The 5,873-nt window shown below is 67.3% G+C and carries 5 protein-coding genes and 1 pseudogene; 1 reads left to right on the forward strand and 5 read right to left on the reverse strand.

What is annotated here, in order from left to right:
- Nucleotides 1–1,069: thiolase family protein (locus AC2VOU_RS03155; protein WP_486956048.1), on the reverse strand; the 1,069-nt coding region annotated here is incomplete at its 3' end.
- A 124-nt stretch (nucleotides 1,070–1,193) separates the two neighbouring features.
- A complete protein-coding gene (locus tag AC2VOU_RS03160; RefSeq protein WP_090422595.1) occupies nucleotides 1,194–1,937 on the reverse strand; it encodes an alpha/beta fold hydrolase in 744 nt (247 codons plus the stop codon).
- A 191-nt stretch (nucleotides 1,938–2,128) separates the two neighbouring features.
- Between AC2VOU_RS03160 and AC2VOU_RS03165 the strand changes: the two genes are divergently transcribed.
- Nucleotides 2,129–2,905 carry an SDR family NAD(P)-dependent oxidoreductase gene (locus AC2VOU_RS03165; RefSeq protein ID WP_486956050.1) on the forward strand — a complete coding sequence of 259 codons (777 nt, stop codon included), beginning with the start codon at nucleotides 2,129–2,131 and terminating at the stop codon, nucleotides 2,903–2,905.
- Between the two features lie 25 nt (nucleotides 2,906–2,930).
- Here the strand turns inward: AC2VOU_RS03165 and AC2VOU_RS03170 are convergent, their stop codons facing one another.
- The 3 genes and pseudogenes from AC2VOU_RS03170 to AC2VOU_RS03180 form a co-directional block, all read right to left on the reverse strand.
- Nucleotides 2,931–4,046, reverse strand: coding sequence for an acyl-CoA dehydrogenase family protein (locus AC2VOU_RS03170; RefSeq protein ID WP_486956051.1), 1,116 nt, complete (start codon nucleotides 4,044–4,046; stop codon nucleotides 2,931–2,933).
- Between the two features lie 134 nt (nucleotides 4,047–4,180).
- Nucleotides 4,181–5,671: an aldehyde dehydrogenase gene (locus AC2VOU_RS03175; RefSeq protein ID WP_486956049.1), complete on the reverse strand. Its 1,491-nt coding sequence runs from the start codon at nucleotides 5,669–5,671 to the stop codon at nucleotides 4,181–4,183.
- A 25-nt stretch (nucleotides 5,672–5,696) separates the two neighbouring features.
- A pseudogene (locus AC2VOU_RS03180) lies at nucleotides 5,697–5,873 on the reverse strand (enoyl-CoA hydratase/isomerase family protein); the annotation flags it as partial.

Below are 5,873 nucleotides of genomic sequence, written 5' to 3' on the forward strand. Positions count from 1 at the left end.
TGGCCGCGATCGGGTGGCCGAGGCTGATGCCCGAGCCGTAGACGTTGACGATCTCCTCGTCGAGTTTCAGTTCCCGCGCGCAGGCGACCGCCTGCGCGGCGAAGGCCTCGTTGATCTCGAAGAGTGCGACGTCATCGATCGTGCGGCCGGCCAGCTCAAGTGCCTTGGGAATCGCGGTGATCGGCCCACTGCCCGTGCGGTTGGGTGCCACACCGACCGCGGCCCACGAGAGCACATTGGCCAGCGGAGCGACCTGCGAGCCGGGGGCTGCCAGAGCGACCACCGCGGCCGCGTCGTTGATGCCCGAGGACTTTCCCGCGGTGACGGTGAAACCGTCGATCTCCGGGTGCAGTACCTTCAGGCCCGCCAGCACCTCGAGCGTGGTGCCCCGCCGGGGATGCTCGTCCTCGGCGAACGCGACCGTCGAGCCGTCGGCTTGGGGCACTTCGATGGGCACGATCTCGTCGAGGAACGAACCTGCGTCGATGGCTTTGATCGCGCGCTGGTGTGAGCGCAGCGCCCACTCGTCCTGGTCTTGCCGGGTGATGCCGTACTGCACCGCACAGTTGTGCGCCACGGTGATCGACATGTCGATTGCGGGCGCATCGTCGGCGGGCGGGTGCGAGAGCGGCATCCACGGATCCTGGTAGTCCTCCGCGGACTTGCCGGTGGTGAAGGGCTTGCGCTTACGCAGAAGCGGCGTGGTGGAGCAGGATTCCATCCCGCCAGCCAACACCGCACGGCTCATCCCCGAGGCGATCTGACCCGCGCCCACGGCGATGGCAGTCAGGCTGGACGCGCACTGCCGATTGACGGCCATACCGGGAATCTCTGTGAGCCCCAGGTCGACCGCGATATACCGGGCGCTGTCCCCGCCGCCCTGCAGGCTCTCGGCGATCACCAGGTCCTCGAAGTCCGAGGCGGCCAGCCCGGATCGGTCAATGGCCGCAGCGACAATCGGCTTCGCGAGATCTTTGGCGTCCACATTGGCCAATGTGCCCTTGCGCGCAGTGCCGATCGCCGTGCGGGCGGCGGCGACGATCACTGCGCGGGACGGTGCTGTTCCCATGTCTCTCCCTTGGTCGTCGGACGGCGAACGCCGACGGTGACCCGGCCGGCCGGGCCAGTCTATACCGTTAAATAGATATCGGTATAACGGGTCAGTCGGGAGCCCGACCGCGGTACGTGTCGGTCTAGTCGCGTTGCCAGGAGCGGCATCGTTCGATGAGGATCCGTGCCAATACTTCCGGATGGCTGATCATCAGTTCGTGGCACGCCGCGACGGGGATCTCTTGGTGCACGCCACCGAGTGCGTTGATGCTGTCGCGCTGTGACTGCACCGACAGGGCTCGGTCGCGCGTTGTCAGGATCCACGTCCGCCTCACGTCCCCGGGCAGGCTGCTACGGTCGACCGGCTCGGCCGGAATTCGGGCTGATTCCGGGTAGAGCCGCGAAAGAGTGAACGTCCGCTGCTCGCGGGTCATGCCATTGCAGAACGCGTATCTGGCAGCGACCTTCGGAACCTTGGTCGGCTTGCCGGTGCTGGCGGCCCGACGCGCGAAGAAGGCCAGCGGACCGCCGAGGGTGTCCACGATCGCTCTCCCCTGCGGTGGTACGAACGCGGTCGCCAGGATCATCTCCCGAACCCGCGCCGAACCCAGCTTGGTGACGACGGCGGGCACCGTCACGCCGGCCATCGAGTGGCCGACGATGACGATGTCGCCCAGGCCCGCGTCCTCGATGTCGGCGACGACCGAGTCCGCCCACTCGCCGACGGTGGCCGTCACCAGATCACCCGGCTTCGCCCCGTGGCCGGGAAGGTCCACCGCGAGGATTCGCAGCCGCGGTTCGAGCCGGTACAGCTGCGCGACCGTCAGATCCCAACAGTCTCCAGCGTGTTCGCCGCCGTGGACGAGGACGAGATCAGGCAGTGTCATGCGTGCGGTCCTTGGTTGATCGCGGCCATCGGCCCGTTATTCTGGCATTGGTGTCACTTCGGCGGCAATACCGCCGGCGGCTGAGCGGCTGTGATGGTGAGGTGTCCGGTCGGCCCCGGACGGGCAGCCGCACTGTGGATCAAGGGTTCTGACGGTCACGTCTACTGCAGGAGGTCGCGTTGGATCTGCGGGTGGGTGGTAAAGGCTTCGTCGTCGTCGGCGGCACCGCCGGCATGGGCCTTGCGGGAGCGCGCGCGCTGGCGGCCGAGGGTGCCGCGGTCGTCGTAGTGGGACGCGACGAGGACAAGGCCAACAGCGCGGCCGCAACGTTGGCCGGCGATGGCGCCGCCGCGGCGTATGGGTTGGCCGGTGATGTGAGCCGGCCCGGTGCGGCGGTGTCGATGGTCGAGCAGGCGGTGGGGCTGATGGGCCGCCTGGACGGTATTGCTGTCACGATGGGCACCGCGGGGATGATGCCGATCGACTCCGACGACGACGCCTGGGAGAACGCGTTTCGTGACGTCTTATTGGCGACCACCCGGTGTGTCCAGGCGGCGCTGCCTCACCTGATGGCCAGCAGGGGAGCGATCGTGACCACCGCCGCCTATTCGGCGCGGGCTCCGCATGAGCCGCGGCTGCCCTACGCCAGCCTCAAGGCCGCGGTCGCGGCCTTCACCCGTGGCATCGCCCGCACCCATGGAAAGTCCGGCGTGCGCGCCAACTGCGTCGCCCCCGGTGCGGTGGAAACCGACGCGTTGCACGCTCTGCGCGGAGTGATCGCCGAGAGCAAGGGCTATCCCTACGAAGAGGCACTGGAGCGGGCGCTCGTCGAGGACTTCGGTTTTGACGCCCCGCTGCAGCGCCCGGGACAGCCCGAGGAGATCGGCGCGCTGATCGCATTCCTGCTTTCCGATGCGTGTGGGTTCGTGACCGGCCAGACCATCTACGCCGACGGCGGTGCTCCATGAGGCGGACGATCCCAGCACCCGCACCTTATCTCAGGAGCGCGCGAGCCACGACCTCACGCTGAACCTCGGTCGCGCCTTCACCGAGCCTTTTCACCCGCAGATCGCGAAACCAGCGCTCCAGCGGCAGTTCGTCGGAAAGGCCCAGAGCGCCGTGAATCTGCATGCAGCGGTCCAGCACCTGGTAGGCCGCTTCGGTGGCGCCCAACTTTGCCACCGACGCGTCCACCGCGACGTTTCGGCCCAGGTCGGCGTTCCACGCCGCCTGGTAGGCCAGCAGCCGGGCGGCGCGCAGTTGCATCTCGCTGTCGGCCAGCATCCACCGAATGCCCTGCTTATCGGCGAGCTTGCCGCCGAAAACCTCGCGGTCTTTGGCCCACCGGCACGCCATGTCCAGCGCGGTCTGGGCGATACCGATCGGACCGGCGGCATAGATGACGCGGCCGTGCACCAGGAAATCGGTGGCCAGTGAAAGCCCTTGTCCCTCTTTGCCGATCATCTGGTCGGCTGGGAGCCGGACGTCGTCGAAACGCAGTTCGTAGGGAGCGAAGGAGGCCATCACCGCAATGCGGCTGAAGGTGACACCGGGGGTGTCCCTCTCGACGATGAACGCCGAGATGCCGTTACGACCCGCCCCGGTTCGGGCGTAGACCACGCCCCAGTCGGCGCCAGGCGCGTGCGATATCCACATCTTCGACCCGTTGAGCACGTAATCCGATCCGGCGCGAACGGCTTTGAGCCGAATGGCCCGTGCGGGGTCCGATCCCCCCGACGCTTCGGTGATCGCGGTGTAGGCCTTGCTCATCTTGCCCTCGACGATCGGACGCGCATACTTCTCGAACTGCTCGGGCGACGCCCTGAACATGACCTTCGGTGGGTTGCCGCCGAACGCACCGAGCGCCGGAAAGAATGCTCCCATCCTGCATTTCGCCGCTTCCTCTCCCACCACCACTTGGCCCAGCACGCTGAGACCGGCGCCGCCGAATTCCTCAGGTGTCTGCAGCGCCCACAGCCCGATCTGACGCGCCTTGGCCTGCAGTTCGACGAGCTGTTCGCGCGGCAGGCCGTTGGCGTCGTGTCCGAGGGTGTCCTCGAGTGGAGTTACGTGGGTGTGCATGAACCGCCGGACCGTGTCACGCAGCATGACCAGCTCGTGGGGCAACTCCCAGGCCCCGCTCACGCCGGCCGGCACCGTGGGCACGTCAGATCCGCCTGGCGACGGGGGCAAATCCGGGCGTCATGCATATGCCTCCTTGCTGGAAAGCCCGGTGTCGGATATCAGCCGAGCGTGAATGGGTCACGGGTAGCGCCGGACAACTCCACCCACACCGCCTTGGTCTCAGTGAAGTCCTTCACTGCGTCGATGCCGTTCTCCCGGCCGATGCCGCTGTGGCCCACACCGCCGAACGGAACATGCGGGCTTACAACGCGATACGCGTTGACCCATACAGTCCCCGCCCGCAGTTTGGCCGCTACCCGGTGTGCCCGGTGGATGTCTTTGGTCCACACCGAGCCGGCCAGACCGAACTCGGTGGCGTTCGCGGCGGCGACGGCCTCATCCTCGTCGCGGAAGGTCATCACCGTCAGCACGGGCCCGAAGATCTCCTCGGTTACCGCCCGCATCGACGGGTTGACGCCGGTGAGCACGGTCGGCTTGACGAACAACCCGCCGAGGTTGTCTGCTGGTTCACCGCCGTACCTGATCGTCGCGCCCTGCTCCCGGGCTTCGGCGAAGTGCGACAACACCTTTCGGTATTGGGGCTCATTGGACACGGGCCCCATTTCGGTCGCCGGATCCTTCGGGTCACCCAGCTTGATCGTGGCCGCACGGGCGACGATCTTGTCCACCAACGCATCGGCGACGTCCTCGTGTACCAACAGCCGCGATCCGGCAAGACATGTCTGACCGGTGGCCGCGAAGACGCCGGCGATCACACCATTGGCCGCCGCGTCGAGGTCGGCGTCGGGAAACACCACCTGAGCTGACTTCCCGCCGAGTTCCAGGCTGAGCCGGGTCATGTTCGCGATCGCGGCCTTGCCCACCTGGATTCCGGTGGAAGTCGAGCCGGTGAAAGCGATCTTGTCGACCCCCGGATGCGATGCCAGCGCGGCGCCGGTCCGCGGCCCCCAGCCGGTGACGACGTTGATCACGCCGGGCGGGAAACCCGCTTCGGCGAACAGCTTCGCGAACGCCAGCGTCGACGTCGGAGTGTGGTCGCTGGGTTTGACCACGAACGTGCAGCCCGCGGCGAGTCCGGCGGCCAGCTTCCAGGTCAAGAGCAGCAGCGGCGAATTCCAGGGCGTGATCGCTCCGACCACCCCGACCGGCTCGTGGCGGGTGTAGACGAAGTAGTTTGGCTTGTCGGTGGGCACCACCTCACCCTGCAGCTTGTCCGCCATCCCGGCGTAGTAGAAGTAATAGTCGGGCAGCGAGCGCATCTGACCGACCATCTCTCGCAGCAGCTTTCCGCCGTCGCGCACTTCCAGCTCCGCCAGGGTCTCGGCTTCGCGTGCGATGACCTCGCCGAGCCGGTAGATGAGTCTGCCGCGAGCAGTGGGGGTCAGCTGCCCCCACGTCCCCTCCACAGCGGCCCGCGCCGCTGCCACCGCGAGGTCGACGTCGACGGCCGCACCGTCGGGCACCCGGGCCCAGGGCTTGCCGGTGAACGGGTCCACGCTGTCATAGGTCGCACCCGAGGCGGCCGCTACCTGCTCGCCCCCGATGAGCAGCTCGAACTCGGTCAACCGATCAATGGCCGCGTTAGTCATGGTTCCTCCAGATCAACGAGTCAGGTCACCGGAAGCGTGGGGGGCGCTTATTGGTCCGTGAGTCGGTTCGCTCGTCGCCTTTGGGGTTGCCAATCTGGGTGTAGGACAGGCCGTGCCGCTGGCGCAGGCTCGGTGATAGGTCCCGCGCCTCCCACATGGCGCGCACGGTGCCCTGGATGGCCAGGGGTCGCCGGGCCGCGAT

Source organism: Mycobacterium sp. TH-M25 (assembly GCF_057473665.1).